Source organism: Mesorhizobium jarvisii, assembly GCF_003601985.1.
In the GTDB taxonomy this organism is placed as follows: domain Bacteria; phylum Pseudomonadota; class Alphaproteobacteria; order Rhizobiales; family Rhizobiaceae; genus Mesorhizobium; species Mesorhizobium jarvisii.
In genome coordinates this window covers 137,195-151,594 of record NZ_QZXA01000008.1, presented here as the reverse complement: position 1 = coordinate 151,594, position 14,400 = coordinate 137,195, and the positions used below count along the sequence as shown (strand labels likewise).

Genomic DNA, 14,400 nt, shown 5'->3' with positions numbered 1-14,400 from the left:
TTGTCTCATGCCGCCGCCACCATATGATCGTTCATCGGTCCGGCGGCCGTCAGCACGGCCCGCGCGACGATCTCGCGCACCGCGTCGAGCCGGTATTCGGCGCTGCCACGCACATCGGCGATCGGCGACAGTTCGGTCATCGGCGCGGATTGAATGGCGCCGGCGAGCCCGCCATCCCTAGGCAATCCGAGCAGCGCCGTCTCGACGCCGGCAAGCCGCCTGGCGACAGCCGAGCAGGAGCCGACGGCGATGGCCGCCTCAGTAACCCTGCCGTTGTCGACGACCAGGCGCGCCGCCACCATGGCGATGGAAATGACGAGATAGCGCCGTGCGCCGAGCTTGACGAAAGCCGATGTACCGGCGGCTGGCTTCGGCACGCGGATGGCGGTCACCATTTCGCCAGGCTGCAAGGCCGTGCGCCGATTGCCGAGAATGAAATCGGGCAAGGGCAGATGCCGTGTCGCTATCGCCGAACGCAGTTCGACCTCGGCATCGAGCACGAGCAGGCCCGGCACGCCATCGGCGGCCGGCGAGGCGTTGCAGAGATTGCCGGCGACGGAAGCGACGTTCTGGATCTGCGGCGAGCCGACCTCGCGCGCGGCCTGTTTCAGCGCATCGAATGCTGGCGGCAAGGGGTGGTGGATGAGGTCTGTCCAGGTCGTGCGCGCGCCGATGACAAAGTGGTCGTCCGTCTCGGCGATGCCGCGCAGCGCAGCGAGGCCGTTGATGTCGAGGACATTGTCGCGGAACGGCTTCGCGCCCTGTGCCGGATAGAAATCAGTGCCGCCGGCAAGAATGCGCCAGGCGCCCTCGCCAAGCAAAGCGAGCGCCTCGTCGAGAGTGGTGGGTTTCGCGTAACGGATCACGCTTTGCCTTCCCAGAGAGTGGGCCTTCCCCGAAATGGCCCTCCCAGGGCGTTTACCCCAGGCATGATCTTGCCGGTCCGCAAACCGGAAATTCATTCGTATGCAAATGATATCAAGCCGGTGGAAATTGTCAAAGCCAGAGTTTGGGCCGCCGTGCTTGCCAGGGTGCATGCAACGAGATTGTTACGCCTTCGGAGGTTGACGCGGCCGGCCATCTGGTCAAGTTTCTGCCTCCGGTCGCGTCAGCGGCATCTTTCTACTGGAGCCTGAGCCCAACGCAGAGAAGAAGGAGGCCCAATGGCCGACCAAGCGCTTGTTGTGATCGACCTGCAGAACGACTTTTGCCCGGGCGGCGCGTTGGCCGTGACCGGCGGCGACGAGATCGTGCCGCTGGTCAATGACATGATCCGGCACGCCGACCATGTCGTGCTGACGCAGGACTGGCATCCCGCCGGGCATTCGAGCTTCGCCTCCAGCCATCCCGGCGCGCAACCCTTCTCCGTGATCGAGATGCCTTACGGCCAGCAGACGCTGTGGCCGGACCATTGCATCCAGGGCAGCCTCGGTTCGGATTTCCATTCCGGCCTTGCCTGGACCAAGGCCGAACTCGTCATCCGCAAGGGCTTTCGCCCCGCCATCGACAGCTATTCGGCCTTCTTCGAAAACGACCACGCGACGCCGACCGGCCTCGGGGGCTACCTCAGGGAGCGCGGTATCGACACCATCACCCTGGTTGGCCTTGCGACCGATTTCTGCGTCGGCTTTTCGGCGCTGGACGCCGTCAGCCAGGGTTTCAAGACCACCGTGCGGCTCGACGCCTGTCGCGGCATCGATCTCAACGGCTCGCTCGACGCGATGTTGCAACGCATGCGCGATGCCGGCGTGACGCTCGAAGACCAACTGTCGGACTGAACGGTGGGGCATCGAGGGGGCTTTTCGCGGATCAGTGCAGGCGTGATGGTGGGCGCTGGCATCGCCGTCCCCATGCTGTTCCCGGACGTAGCCGTAGCGGCCGAGGAACATGCTCTGCCCGGTGCCGCGATGTCGCTGTGGTGGGCACTGCCCTTTGCCGGCCTGCTGCTGTCCATCGCCACCGGCCCGCTGCTGTTCCACCATGTCTGGGAGCATCACTACGGCAAGATCGCGGCCCTGTGGGCGGCGCTGGTCGTCGTGCCGCTGGCGCTCGCCTTCGGGATCCCCCAGGCGGCCGAGGCGGTGCTGCATGCGCTGCTCACCGAATACATGTCCTTCATCATCCTGCTGTTTGCGCTGTTCACCATTTCGGGCGGCATCCTGGTCGCCGGCAACATCCACGGCACGCCGCTGGTCAATGCCGGGCTGCTGCTGGTCGGCGCGCTGCTCGCCTCGGTCATCGGTACGACGGGCGCCTCGATGATCCTGATACGGCCGATCATCCGCGCCAATGATAACAGGCCGTTCAACGCCCATGTCGTCGTCTTCTTCATCTTCCTTGTGTCCAACATTGGCGGCTCGCTGACGCCGCTCGGTGATCCCCCGCTGTTCGTCGGCTTCCTGCGTGGCGTCGACTTCTTCTGGACAACCGCCAACCTTTGGCGCGAGACGCTGTTCGTCGGCGGCCTGGTGCTGGCCGTGTTCCTGGCGATCGACATCATCCTGCACCGGCGCGAGGCCGGCGCGCCGAAGATCAAGGACCCGACGCCGGATTCGAAGGTTCGCATCCGCGGCCTGCCCAACATTCCGCTGCTGGCCGGCGTTATCGGCGCCATCCTGCTGTCGGCGACGTGGAAGCCTGATGTCGCCTTCTCCATTCAAGGCGTGGCGCTGGAACTGCAGAACCTGGTGCGCGACGCCGTCATCCTGGCGCTCGCCTTCGTGTCGCTGGCGGTTTCGCGCAAGGAATACCGCGCGGCGAACGGCTTCAACTGGGGTCCGATCGCGGAAGTGGCAAAATTGTTTGCCGGCATCTTCATCTGCATCGTGCCGGTCATCGCCATCCTGAGGGCCGGTCACGAGGGTGCGCTGGCGCCGCTGGTCGCGCTCGTCACCTCGGCGCAAGGCACGCCTAACGATCTCGCCTATTTCTGGTTGACCGGAGCGCTGTCGTCCTTCCTCGACAATGCGCCGACCTATCTCGTGTTCTTCGAGCTTGCCGGCGGCGATCCACATCACCTGATGACCGAATTCGCCTCGACGCTTGCCGCGATCTCGGCGGGTGCGGTGTTCATGGGGGCCAACACCTATATCGGCAACGCGCCCAACTTCATGGTCTATGCCATCGCCAGGCAGCGTGGCGTGAAGATGCCCGGCTTCTTCGGCTACATGCTGTGGTCCGGCCTGGTGCTGATCCCGGCCTTCCTGATCGCCGGCTTTCTGTTTTTCGGCTGATCAACCAACGCCCACATAGCGCCTGACCGCCGATGGGTCGGCACGCAATTCCTCGACATCCACCGTCTCGCGGTTACGGCCGTTCTCGATGAACGACACACGGTCGGCGACCGACAGCACCGCATCGACGCGCTGTTCCACCAGGATGGTCGAGACGTCCATCTCGCGCAGCTTCGATACCGTCTCGCGGATCTTGGCGATCATCGACGGCATCAGCCCTTCCGTCGGCTCGTCGAGCAACAGCACTTGCGGTTCGAGGCACAGCGCACGCGCCATCGCCAGCATCTGCTGCTCGCCGCCCGACAGCGTGCCCGAGCGCTGCCGCAGCCGCTGGCGCAGTAGCGGAAAGAGGTCGAGGACGTTTTCCCGCACGGCCTTGCCCTTGCCGCGCGCCATCAGCCCGATCTCGATGTTCTCCGCCACCGTCATCTCGGCAAACAGCCGCCTGCCCTGCGGCACATAGGCGACGCCGGCCTTCGGCACTTCGTGCGCCGGCAGGCCGGTCAATTCCTGGCCGTCGAGTTTGATCGAGCCCGCGCTCGAAGGAAGCAGGCCCATGATCGCCTTCAGCGTCGTCGTCTTGCCGGCGCCGTTGCGGCCGAACAGGCACAGCACCTCGCTTTTGTTGAGCACGAGGTCGAGACCGTAGAGCACCTGGACCTCGCCGTAGAAGCAGTTCAGTCCCGTGATCCGCAATGCCTCGGCCTTGCTCGTCTCAATCATGGGGCGGTCCCCAGATAGGCTTCCTGCACCGCCGCGTTTTCGCGGATCGCCTCCGGCGTGCCTTCCGCCAGGATCTTGCCGGCGTTGAAGACAGTGATGCGGTCGGCCAACTGCATGACGACGGGCATGTTGTGTTCGATCAGAAGCACCGTGGCGCTCCTGGCGATGTCGCGCACCAGCACGATGAAATTGTCGATCTCGCTGTCGGCGAGCCCCTGCGTCGGCTCGTCGAGGATCAGCAGGCGCGGCTTGAGCGCCAGGCCCATCGCCACTTCGAGCAGGCGCTGGTGGCCATAGGACAATTGCCCGGCCGGCATATGGGCGCGGTCCGCGAGCCCGGTGCGTTCCAGCGCCGTCATGACAGCGGCCTGTATCGCGCTCTTGGAAGGCCCGTGCCTCAGTGTCAGTTGCACGGGCAGCGCGACGTTGGCGTAAACGGACAGGTTGGCATAGATGCTGGTAATCTGGAACGTGTAGGCGATGCCTTGGCGCACCCTGACATAGGCCGGCATGCCGGTGATGTCGGCGCCATCGAACACGATCGCTCCTGAAGACGGCTGGATGCGGCCGCTGACCATGCTGACGAAGGTAGTCTTCCCCGCCCCGTTGGGGCCGATGACGGCACGGATTTCACCGGGCATCAAGGTGAAGTCGACGTTGTCGACGGCGCGCAGGCCGCCGAAATGGCGCGACAGGCCCTTGGTGGCCAAAAGCGGCGTCATGGCAGCCATCCGAGCCAGCGCTGGCGGATGGTGCCGAGAATGCCTTTCGGGAAAAACAGCACCAGAAGGATCAGCGCAATGCCGACGATCAGCAGATAGGCCGAGGTGTAGCCGCTGGAGACGTCGATGACATAGTACATGAAGACGGTGCCGATCAGCGGCCCGAGCGTCGTGGCGGCCCCGCCGAGCAGCACCCACAGCAGCGGCAGGATAGAATATTGCACCGACGCGAAGCTCGAGCCGACATAGCCGAACAGCAGCGCGTAGGCGGCGCCCGACGCCGCGCAGATCGTGCCGGAGACGACGACGGCCATGAGCTTGTTGGAGAAGGTGTCGTAGCCCAGCATCTTCGTGCGTTCCTCGTTTTCGCGGATGGCGACCAGAACGCGGCCATACCGGGAGCGGACGATGGCCAGCGTAACCAAAAGCACGAGCGAGAACAGCAGCAGTGCGCTCATGTAACGCACGGTGGGGTCGGTGAGGTCCAGCGACGTCGCACCGAGATTGAGGACACGCGCCGGCTGCGGCACGACCTGGCCCTGATCGCCGCCGGTCCACGTCGCGAAGTAGAGGATCAACAGCGAAAACACCTGCGCGAACATCATGGTGACGATCATGAAGGCGACGCCCGTGGTGCGTAACGCCAGCAGGCCGATCACCAGCGCCAGCACGGCGCCGCAGGCAATCCCGACAAGGAAGGCCAACGGCACGCCCCAACCGAGCTGGATGATGGCAAGGCCGGCGCCGTAAAGTCCGGCGCCGAAGAACATGGCGTGGCCGAGGCTGAGCAGGCCGACATAGCCGAACAGCATGTTGTAGCCCATCGCGAACACCGCCAGCACCATGATGCGGGCGAGCAGGCCGTGGTAGTACTCCGGCAGAACGAAGCTCAGCGCGAAGAGCAGGGCGATCACGCCGAGATGCAGCGCATAGGCCTTTGCCGGCGAAGCTTCGCTCATCGCGATGCCGTCCCGAACAAGCCTTGCGGCCGGAACACGAGCACCATGGCGACCAGCAGCGTGGCGATTATCTTGGCCAAGGTCGGCGAGAAGAACATCGAAATGATGCCGTCGGAAAGGCCGATCAGCACGGCGGCAACGACGGTGCCGCGCAGCGAGCCGAGGCCGCCGATGATGACGACGATGAAGGACAAGAGCAGCGGATCCTGCCCCATCAGGTAATGCGCCTGACTGATCGGCACGATCAGCACCGCGGCGATCGCCGCCAGCATGGCGCCGAGCGCGAATACGCCGCCATAGACGCGGCCGACCGGGATGCCGAAGGCCTGCGCCGTCTCGCTGTCATACTGTGTGGCGCGCATGATCAGGCCGATCCTGGTGCGCGTCAGCACCAGCCAGGTGGCGATCAGGAGAAGTGCGGAAGCCGCAATGATCGACAGCTTGTAGCCGGAATAGCCGAACCACGGCAAAAGGATGCGGTAGCTGAAGGGCGGCTCCACCGGCCGCGCCTCCGGCCCATAGAAGGTCAGCGCCAGCTGCTGGATGATGTAGAGCATGCCGATCGTGGCGACGATGGTGGCTTCCGGATTGTAGTCGAGCCGGCGCAGCACCAGTCGTTCGGCCACCAGCGCAATGGCGCCGACGATCAGCGGCGCGATCACCAGCGCCGCCAGGAAGCCGACCGCCGGGTGGCCCGATATTGCTGTCGAGATCGCCCAGGCGAGCACTGCGCCCAGCATGAAGAACTCGCCATGCGCAACATTGACGACGCGCATGACGCCAAACACCAGCGACAGCCCAAGCGCGGTCAGCGCCAGCACGGCTGATGTGACGAGGCCTTCGAGGGCGGCGAGGAGAAGGTGGGGACCGAAGTGCATCGGCTAGGCACCGATGGATGCGCGAGGCACCCCCCTCTGCCCTGCCGGGCATCTCCCCCGCAAGGGGGAAGATTGGATGTCGTCTCTGGTTTCGCCAATCATCAACGCTGGCGGATGGGCGCTGCCACACAAACTGCCGATCTCCCCCCTTGCGGGGGAGATGTCCGGCAGGACAGAGGGGGGTGCCTTGGCGCTCACGCTTGCTAGATGGCTAAACCTAAAGCGCCTGCTTCGTATAGTCCCCCTCGGCCTCGTAAAGCCCGTCCTCGATCTTGGTCTTGTGCACCACCTTCAGCTTGCCGCCTTCGACCTTGGAGATATTCTGGATGCCGAAGCACTGGTGGATCTTGCCGTTGAAGGTCTTTGGCCCCTGCGGATGCTCCGGACCTTCGGCGAAGGCGGTCAGCGCCTCGGTCGCCTCGACGAGCTTGGCACGGTCCTCCGGACCCTTGTAGCCGGCATCTTCCATCGCCTTCTTGACGACATAGAGCGTTTCCCAGCAGCCGAACATGTGCGCCGCGGTGGAAACGTCCTTGGGATCGCCGACCGCCGCTCCATTGTCGTCGATGCCGACGGCGGCGCGGTAGGCCTTCTGCGCAGCGCTATCATCGGGCTGGGCGTAGCGTGGCGAGCCTTCCCAGAAATGGCTGCCGTCCAGGAATTCCAGGCCGGGGCTGTTGATGTCGGTGGCTTCGAGCGAATCGATGAAGCCGAACAGCTGCGGCCGGTTGGAGCCGTAGAATTCGCCGAGCTCCTTGACGAAGGTGAGCACGGCCGGGCCGACCATGACGTGGTAGATCACCTCGGTCTCGGGCGGGATCTGCGGAAAATATTTGGTGAAGGAGGATTCCGTCGGCGGAATGGCGATCTGCGCGATGACCTCGGCGCCTTGCGCCTTCAGCGCCGGCGGCAGGTAGTCGCGATGGTCGTAGCCGAAGGCGAAATCCGGGAAGATCTGCGTCACCTTCTTGCCGGCATTGGCCGCGATCCACGGCGCCATCGACTGGATCTGGCTCTTCACGTCGGTGATGCCGGGCTGGAAGACATAGCGGTTGAGCTTGGTCGAGGCGACGTGGTGGCCTTCGCTGACGACGAAGTAGGGGATTTTGGCCTCGCCGGCGGCGGGCGCCGAACCGATGACGACATGCGAGAACAGCGTGCCGAAGACGATATCGGTCTTGTGCTGGGTGGCGAATTTGCCGACGACTTCCGCACCACGGCCGGGATCGGTGCCGTCATCCTCGATGATCACCTCGACCTGACGGCCGTTGATGCCGCCGGCGGCGTTGATCGCCTTGACCGCGGCAGCGGTGGTCTTCTCGTACCAGCGGCCATAGGCGGCGCCGATGCCGGTGCGGTGCGACTGGAAGCCGATCTTGATCGGCGCCGAGCTCTGCGCCTGGGAATAGCGGACGAAACCGGGCGCCACGGCAAGGCCGGCGCCCGCGGCCAGGCCCTTCAGCGCGGTGCGGCGGGTGAGGCCGGTCTTGGAGATGAGGCCAGTCTTGGAGAGGTCGAAAAATCCGTTCTTGTCAGCCATGTTCGTTCCCCTGTTTTTTCAGTCTTGACCAACGATAGTGCGGGTTCGGCATCCTCGCTCGGAGGGTGCGGAAAATTGCATGTGTACAAACTAAATCACCAAAGCCCTGATGTGGCAAGCGAGCTTTCCCCAACGACATCGGGGCCGCCCTTTTGTCATCCGACGGTCGGCGTGGCAAGCAGCCAGAGGCCGAAGACCGTGTAGGCGATCATCAGCAGGGTGAGCGGAAACTGGCTGAGCGCGGCGCGGGCGGGCTGCGGATGCAGGCGCCAGGCAAAGCCGTGCGCGACGAGGACGGCGAGCACATGGCCTAGGATGATGGCGCCGGCCTGGATGTTCCACAGCCACCAGGCCGACTCCGCGCCGGCGACGATGCCGGCCTCGACCTGTATGTCGGCGGAGCCGAACAGGTTCCAGCCCAGCGCGAACGGGTCGGACAACGAGGCTAGTGCATACTGGCCGTCGACCAGCAGCGCCGTTAGATAGTGCGCGACATGGTAGGCGAGCGCGATCGGCACGATCGACCACACCAGCAGTCCGGCCGCCTGGCCAAGTGGCGGACCGCTGCCGGCCAGGCGCTGGCCGAGCCAGACCGCGAAAAGGAACACCGCTGCCAGCAGCACGAATGTCAGAACGAGCCCAAAAGTGCCGCTACCGATCACCGCCGTGCGGCCCGGGAATTCAAGCGGATTGACGCCGAACAGGCCGAGCCAGAAGAAGGTTTTCGACAGGCCGTCGAACGAGACCGAGGACAAGGCCAGCAGCAGGAAGGCGATGCCGCTGGGCGGCAATGGCTCCGCCGCCAGCAGCTTGGCGGCCGGCCAGCACAGTACTAGCCGGCCTGCCTCGTCGCGCTCGACCGGTGCAAAGCGCGCCACCATGGCGAAGAACGCGGTCAGGAACTCGCCGCTCCGGCTCCAGTCGCGATAGCCGAAGGCCAGCATGGCGAGGAATGAGAACAGCCAGTAGAGGCCGGCGGCAAAGGCGAGCCGTGCCGGGTCGTCGGGCGCCGCATCGATCAGCTCGAACCAGGCAAAGGCGAAGAACAGCATGACGGCAGGCCAGCAGCCGACCCATCGTGGAAGGCGCCAAGGTCCCTCATCGCCAGTGCCAAGCAGGCGCGAGACGAGCCGCCACGGTCCAACCCAAGGATTCAGCCATGACCAGAGATCGCCGAAGACGCCTTGCAGCAGCGTGACGCCGGCCCACAGCAGCGTCCAGATCACCAGCGGCAATGGGTTGGAGAGCGGGTCGCGGCTGCCGAAAAGGCCGGCGGCGACGAGAATTGCAAAGCCGGCAAAGCATATCAGGCTGATGGCGCTGCGGGCGCTGTCGCCGGGGGTGAACAGCGGCAGGCGCCTACGCCAGAAACGGTCGAGGGAGGCCGCGGGCAGCAGTGCCAGCACAAGAAAGCTGACGGCCACGGCGAATGCGCCGCCGATCAGGTAGTAGCCTGTTGGGAGGAGCAGGACGTGGCCACGGTCGGAGGCGTGGGCGAAGGCGGGTGTGGGGGCGATAAGCAGCGCGACAAACAACAAGGCCAACGACAGGCAACGGCACTCTACGGCGCCCCCCTCTGTCCTGCCGGACATCTCCCCCACAAAGGGGGAGACCGGCAGTTGACACGATCGGCGCCCTTCTTGCGACGTTGAAAATTGGCGAAAGCGGAGATCACAGCCAATCTCCTCCCTCGTGGGGGAGATGTCCGGCAGGACAGAGGGAGGCGACAAGGAACTCGACCTATCCAAGAGCCCGCCTGTTCTTCACACCTTGACCAGTTGCTCCACCCGGTCCTTCTCGCCGAAAATCCTGAGATACCGCTGTATTTCCTTCTCGTCGCCCGTCGCCTTGGCGGGATTGTCGGAAAGCTTCACCGCCGGCCTGCCATTGGCTTCCGTCACCTTGCAGACCAGCGATATGGCGTCGAGGCTGTTGGTTTCGGTCGGCGCGCAGCCTTCGAAGTCATTGGTCAAGTTGGTACCCCAGCCGAAGGACATGCGCACCTTGCCCTTGAAGTGGCGGTAGGTCTCCTCGATGGTTTCCACCTCAAGCCCGTCGGAGAAGATCAGCAGCTTCTGCTTGGGGTCCTTGCCCCTCTCGCGCCACCAGGACAGGATTTTTTCGCCGCCCTCGATCGGCGGCGCGCTGTCGGGGCGAAAGCCTGTCCAGTCGGCCACCCAGTCCGGCGCGTCGCGCAGGAACGAGGCGGTGCCGAAGGCATCGGGCAGCACGATCAGGAGGTTGCCGCCATAATAGCGCTGCCAGTCCTGCAGCACCTTGTAGGGGGTCTGTTTCAGCTCCTTCTCCGAATTGGCAAGGGCGGCAAACACCATCGGCAATTCATGCGCATTGGTGCCGAGCGCTTCGAGGTCGTTGTCCATGGCCAAAAGCACGTTGGAGGTGCCGGTGAAGGCTTCGCCGATGCCTTCCTTCAGCGCCTCGACGCACCAGCGCTGCCACAGGAAGGAATGCCGCCGGCGCGTGCCGAAATCGGAAATGCGGATACCGGGCAGCGCCTTCAGCCGCTCGGTCTTAGCCCACATCTTGGCCTTGGCGCGGGCATAGAGCACATCGAGCGCGAACGGCCCGAAGGCCCGCATGGCGGCGCGGGAGCGCAGCTCGTTGATGATCGCGAGCGCCGGGATTTCCCACAGCGTGGTGTACATCCACGGGCCGCTGAAGGAGAGCTCGTACTGGCCGTCGCGCTTCGACAGCTCGTAGTCGGGCAGCCGGAAGCCTTCCAGCCAGGCGAGGAATTCCGGTTCGAAGATCTGCTTGCGGCCATAGAAATTGTTGCCGCCGAGCCAGATCATTTCCTTCTTGGAGAAGCGCAAGGTGCGGGCATGGTCGAGCTGTTCGCGCAGTTCACCTTCGTCGATCTCGTCGGCAAGACGCACCGAGGTGGTGCGGTTGATCAGCGAGAAGGTGGCGTCGACCTTGGGGTACATGCCCCAGATCATCTGCAGCATCAAAAGCTTGTAGAAGTCCGTGTCGAGCAGGCTGCGCACGATCGGGTCGAGCTTCCAGGTGTGGTTGTAGACACGCCGCGCAATATCGGTCTTAGCCATGTTTCAACACCGCCTTCGCTGCCTGCCATCCATAACCGCGACAGGCCTCATAGCATCGAATTGGCCAAAGCGCTGCCCGCTTTCAGGCTGGCCCGACAAAAAGAACGGCCTGCGCATGGCCATGAGCAGCCGGTCTCAGCCGACCGCCTTCGCGCCGATGACCTTGAGTTGCGGACGCTTGCGGCGGCTGATGATGCGGCCGGCGACCGGGGCGTCGGCACGGCCGTCATCTCCGGCCTTCTCGGCAAACAGCCAGTCGATGAACACCTGCACGATCGGCGTCGCGCGCATCTCGTTGCGGCAGACGACATAGAAATCGTCGACCGCCGGCACCGAAAGGCTGAACGGCGCGATCAGCATGCCCCTGGCCAGCAGCGCGCTTGCCGTCACGGAATCGCCAAGCGCCACGCCATGGCCATGCACCGCCGCCTCGGCCGCCATGCGCGCGTCGCCCAGATGATGGCGGCGGCCCTTTTCGAGGTCCAGCGCATCGGCGGCCGCCAGCCAGGTGTGCCATTCGCGGCCGTCGTCGCCATGCAGGAAGACATGGTCGGCCAAGTCCCTGACGCTGCGGATCGGCCGGTTGTTGATCAAAGTCGGGCTGACCACGGGAAACAGCTCCAGCCCCGACCATTTGCGCATCCAGCAATCGGCCCAGCTGCCATCGCCATAGTGCACGCAGACATCGATATGCGGCGCACGGATATCCCTGGGGTCGTTGGAGGGGATCAGCGTCAGCTGGATGTCGGGATATTGCGCGGTGAAGCTGCCCAGCCTCGGCGTCATCCACAAAAGCAGCAAGGCCGGCACGCAGGACACCGACAGCGCGCCGCTGCTGGCCGGCCGCGTAAGCCGCTGCGTGGCGGCGGCGATGCCGTCGAAGGCGGTCGATACCGCCGGCAACAGCTCCGCGCCATGCGGCGTCAGCCTGACCCGCTGGCCAATACGCTCGAACAGCTTGACGCCGAGCGACTGCTCCAGCGCCTTGATCTGGTGGCTGACGGCGCCATGCGTGACATTCAGCTCACTCGCCGCCTTGGTCAGTGAGCCATGGCGCGCCGTTGCCTCGAAGGCGCGCAACGGGTTCAGGGGTGGCAGGCGCTTGACCATGGACGCTCGGCTTCTTTGTGAGATTTTCTCACAGGAAACACCCTAACAATATCAATTGCTTTTTCAATTGGGCTGCCGGACACTTCGGCTCGAAATAACACCAAGACGTGAAATCTGCAGGCAGCCAGCGGGACAGCGACCCGGCCGGATGACGGCCGGTTCGTTTGAGATCGCCGACGGCGGCACTGCATCAGCCCAGGAGGAGCGGATATGGGTTACGATCGCGGCAAGCTCGACGCGTTGCGCCGCAAGTATGGCGAGAGCCATGGCGGCGAGATGTTCGACCCGAAATTCCGCAAGGTCGCCGACAAGATCTTCTCCAAGTCGGGCACAAGGCTGGCGCCCTATTCCGGCATCCCGACCTTTCTCGCCGCGCCCTACCGCGAAATCGCTGCCGAGAACCCGGATTTCGGCGACTTGCAGGTGGCCATCATCGGCGTGCCGATGGATCTGGGCGTCACCAACCGGCCCGGTTCGCGCTTCGGGCCGAGGGCGCTGCGCGCCATCGAACGCATCGGCCCCTACAACCATGTGCTGGAATGCGCGCCGACGCATGAGCTTCGCGTTGCCGACATCGGCGACACGCCATTCCGCAGCCGCTACCGGCTGGAGACCAGCCATGAGGACATCGAGCGCCGCACCAACCAGATCGTCGATGCCGGCGTCATCCCGCTGTCGGTCGGCGGCGACCATTCGATCAGCCATCCGATCCTGAAGGCCGTCGGCAAGAAGGCGCCGGTCGGCCTCATCCATATCGACGCCCATTGCGACACCAGCGGCCTGTTCGACATGACCAAGTTCCACCACGGCGGCCCGTTCCGCAACGCGGTGCTCGACGGCGTGCTCGACCCGACGCGGACCATCCAGATCGGCATCCGCGGCTCGGCCGAATATCTCTGGGAGTTCACTTACGAGTCGGGGATGACCGTGGTGCACGCCGAAGAGGTGACCGGGATGGGCATCCCCGCCATCATCGAGAAGGCGCGCAACATCGTCGGCGACGGCCCGACCTACGTCTCCTTCGACATAGACAGCGTCGATCCCGCCTTCGCGCCCGGCACCGGCACGCCGGAAGTCGGCGGCCTGACGACGCGCGAAGTGCTCGAGCTGCTGCGAGGCCTCAAGGGCCTCAACATCGTCGGCGGCGATGTCGTCGAGGTGGCGCCGCAATATGACGCCACCACCAACACCGCGCATGCCGGCGCCCAGGTGCTGTTCGAGATATTGAGCCTGATGGTATTCAGCCCGGCCATCACGGGCAAGCGCGCCTGACACCTGAACCAGTAAAGGCGGCCGCCGCGCTGGAGCCGGCAGCCGCCTCAAACAATCAAGAGCTTCCAGAAGGGGAATAAGAATGACAATCCACTCGACACTGAAATCATCCATAGCCGCCATCCTAGTGCTCGGTGCCGCCGGCCTCGGTCTCGCCACCCAGGCGGCCAATGCCGACGCGCTGGCTGACATCACCAAGGCCGGCACCATCAATGTCGGCGTCTTCGCCGACTTCCCGCCCTTCTCCTCGGCCAGCGCCGATATGAGCCTCAAGGGCTACGACATGGATGTCGCGCAATACATCGCCGACACGCTCAAGGTGAAGCTCAATCCGGTCGCCGTCACCGGCCAGAACCGCATCCCCTATCTCAACGACCATCGCGTCGACATACTGATGAGCGTCGGCTACTCCAAGGAGCGCGAGCAGGTCATCGACTTTGCCGCCGCCTACGCGCCCTACTACATCGCGGTGATCGGTCCGGCGGCGATGTCGGTCAAAGGCAAGGAAGACCTTGCCGACAAGTCGATCGCCGTCAATCGCGGCACGCTCGAGGACACCTCGCTGACCGAGGCCGCGCCCGCCTCGGCCGACATCAAGCGCTTCGACAACTACAATTCGGTCATCCAGGCCTTCATCTCGGGCCAGACCCAGCTGATGGTCGTCGGCAACGATGTCGGCGCCCAGGTGCTGGCCAAGCAGGATGCGCTGAAGCCGGAGCAGAAGTTCCAGCTGCTGACCTCGCCCTCGCATATCGGCCTCAACAAGAACGAAGACGGGCTGAAGAAGGCGGTCAACGACGCCATCGCCAAGATGCTGGCCGACGGCAAGCTGGACGAAAGCTCGAAAGCCTGGCTGAAGACGCCGCTCAACCCCGACAACCTCAAGGATTGAGTC

13 protein-coding genes are annotated in these 14,400 nt (G+C 64.5%); 4 read left to right on the top strand and 9 right to left on the bottom strand.

The annotated features are described in order from the left end of the window. Positions 1-5: 5 nt before the first annotated feature. The gene (locus D3242_RS21105) at positions 6-866 is read right to left on the bottom strand and encodes an FAD binding domain-containing protein (protein ID WP_064985257.1); all 861 of its coding nucleotides are present in this window, start codon (positions 864-866) and stop codon (positions 6-8) included. Between the two features lie 297 nt (positions 867-1,163). On the opposite strand from D3242_RS21105, the gene pncA reads away from it, so the two are divergent. Then, positions 1,164-1,778, top strand: coding sequence for a bifunctional nicotinamidase/pyrazinamidase (gene pncA / locus D3242_RS21100; RefSeq protein WP_064985256.1), 615 nt, complete (start codon positions 1,164-1,166; stop codon positions 1,776-1,778). Between the two features lie 45 nt (positions 1,779-1,823). Continuing rightward, positions 1,824-3,233, top strand: a complete 1,410-nt coding sequence (locus tag D3242_RS21095; protein WP_038651259.1) for a sodium:proton antiporter — start codon at positions 1,824-1,826, stop codon at positions 3,231-3,233. On the opposite strand, the gene D3242_RS21090 is transcribed toward D3242_RS21095, so the two are convergent. The 8 genes from D3242_RS21090 to gcvA form a co-directional block, all read right to left on the bottom strand. Then, entirely contained in the window at positions 3,234-3,956 is a 723-nt protein-coding gene (locus tag D3242_RS21090; RefSeq protein ID WP_064985254.1) for an ABC transporter ATP-binding protein, read from the bottom strand. Continuing rightward, positions 3,953-4,678, bottom strand: coding sequence for an ABC transporter ATP-binding protein (locus tag D3242_RS21085; protein WP_064985416.1), 726 nt, complete (start codon positions 4,676-4,678; stop codon positions 3,953-3,955). The genes D3242_RS21090 and D3242_RS21085 overlap by 4 nt, the downstream gene beginning before the upstream one ends. Then, the gene (locus D3242_RS21080; protein WP_019862494.1) at positions 4,675-5,637 is read right to left on the bottom strand and encodes a branched-chain amino acid ABC transporter permease; all 963 of its coding nucleotides are present in this window, start codon (positions 5,635-5,637) and stop codon (positions 4,675-4,677) included. Before D3242_RS21080 ends, D3242_RS21085 begins: the two co-directional genes overlap by 4 nt. Continuing rightward, positions 5,634-6,515 (bottom strand): branched-chain amino acid ABC transporter permease, encoded by an 882-nt coding sequence (locus D3242_RS21075; RefSeq protein ID WP_019862495.1) that lies wholly within the window; start codon positions 6,513-6,515, stop codon positions 5,634-5,636. Before D3242_RS21075 ends, D3242_RS21080 begins: the two co-directional genes overlap by 4 nt. 217 nt (positions 6,516-6,732) lie before the next feature. After that, positions 6,733-8,055, bottom strand: coding sequence for an ABC transporter substrate-binding protein (locus D3242_RS21065; RefSeq protein WP_064985252.1), 1,323 nt, complete (start codon positions 8,053-8,055; stop codon positions 6,733-6,735). 155 nt (positions 8,056-8,210) lie between these two features. Continuing rightward, positions 8,211-9,647 carry a hypothetical protein gene (locus D3242_RS21060; RefSeq protein ID WP_064985251.1) on the bottom strand — a complete coding sequence of 479 codons (1,437 nt, stop codon included), beginning with the start codon at positions 9,645-9,647 and terminating at the stop codon, positions 8,211-8,213. A gap of 171 nt (positions 9,648-9,818) precedes the next feature. Then, positions 9,819-11,123, bottom strand: a complete 1,305-nt coding sequence (pncB, locus tag D3242_RS21050) for a nicotinate phosphoribosyltransferase (RefSeq protein WP_019862498.1) — start codon at positions 11,121-11,123, stop codon at positions 9,819-9,821. 135 nt (positions 11,124-11,258) lie between these two features. Beyond that, positions 11,259-12,233: a transcriptional regulator GcvA gene (gene gcvA / locus D3242_RS21045; protein ID WP_019862499.1), complete on the bottom strand. Its 975-nt coding sequence runs from the start codon at positions 12,231-12,233 to the stop codon at positions 11,259-11,261. A gap of 210 nt (positions 12,234-12,443) precedes the next feature. Here gcvA and speB point away from each other — a divergent pair, with 210 nt between their 5' ends. After that, positions 12,444-13,505 (top strand): agmatinase, encoded by a 1,062-nt coding sequence (gene speB, locus D3242_RS21040; protein WP_064985249.1) that lies wholly within the window; start codon positions 12,444-12,446, stop codon positions 13,503-13,505. Positions 13,506-13,587: 82 nt separating this feature from the next. After that, a complete protein-coding gene (locus D3242_RS21035) occupies positions 13,588-14,397 on the top strand; it encodes a transporter substrate-binding domain-containing protein (protein WP_019862501.1) in 810 nt (269 codons plus the stop codon). The last annotated feature ends 3 nt before the right edge of the window (positions 14,398-14,400 follow it).